Source organism: Salifodinibacter halophilus (genome assembly GCA_012999515.1).
Taxonomy (GTDB): Bacteria; Pseudomonadota; Gammaproteobacteria; order Nevskiales; family Salinisphaeraceae; genus Salifodinibacter; species Salifodinibacter halophilus.
In genome coordinates this window covers 1-261 of record JABEEB010000371.1, presented here as the reverse complement: position 1 = coordinate 261, position 261 = coordinate 1, and the positions used below count along the sequence as shown (strand labels likewise).

The following is a 261-nucleotide window of genomic DNA, read 5'->3' as shown; positions in this document are numbered from 1 at the left end:
GCCCGGCGAGGTGCAGCGCACGCCCGGCCGCTTCGACTGGCGCCTGCCCGACGCGCCGCTGACCCACGCAGAAGCGGCGCCGCCGCCGAGCCGCGCGGCCAGCGCCAGCCTCAACCAGGATCCGCGCGCGGCGCGTCCGGCGCTGCGCCTGGACGACAGCGCCGGCCAGGCGTGGACGGCGGTGTTCGACCTGCTCGCCAGCCGGCCCGACGACCGCCACGTGGTCGCCGAAATCGACAACGACGGCCGCGCCCGCCTGCG

At 78.9% G+C, this 261-nt stretch carries 1 protein-coding gene; it reads left to right on the top strand.

The window, feature by feature from the left end; all coding sequences use genetic code 11:
• Window positions 1–261, top strand: a 261-nt coding sequence (locus HKX41_12075; protein NNC24872.1) for a hypothetical protein, incomplete at both ends; no start/stop codon positions are given.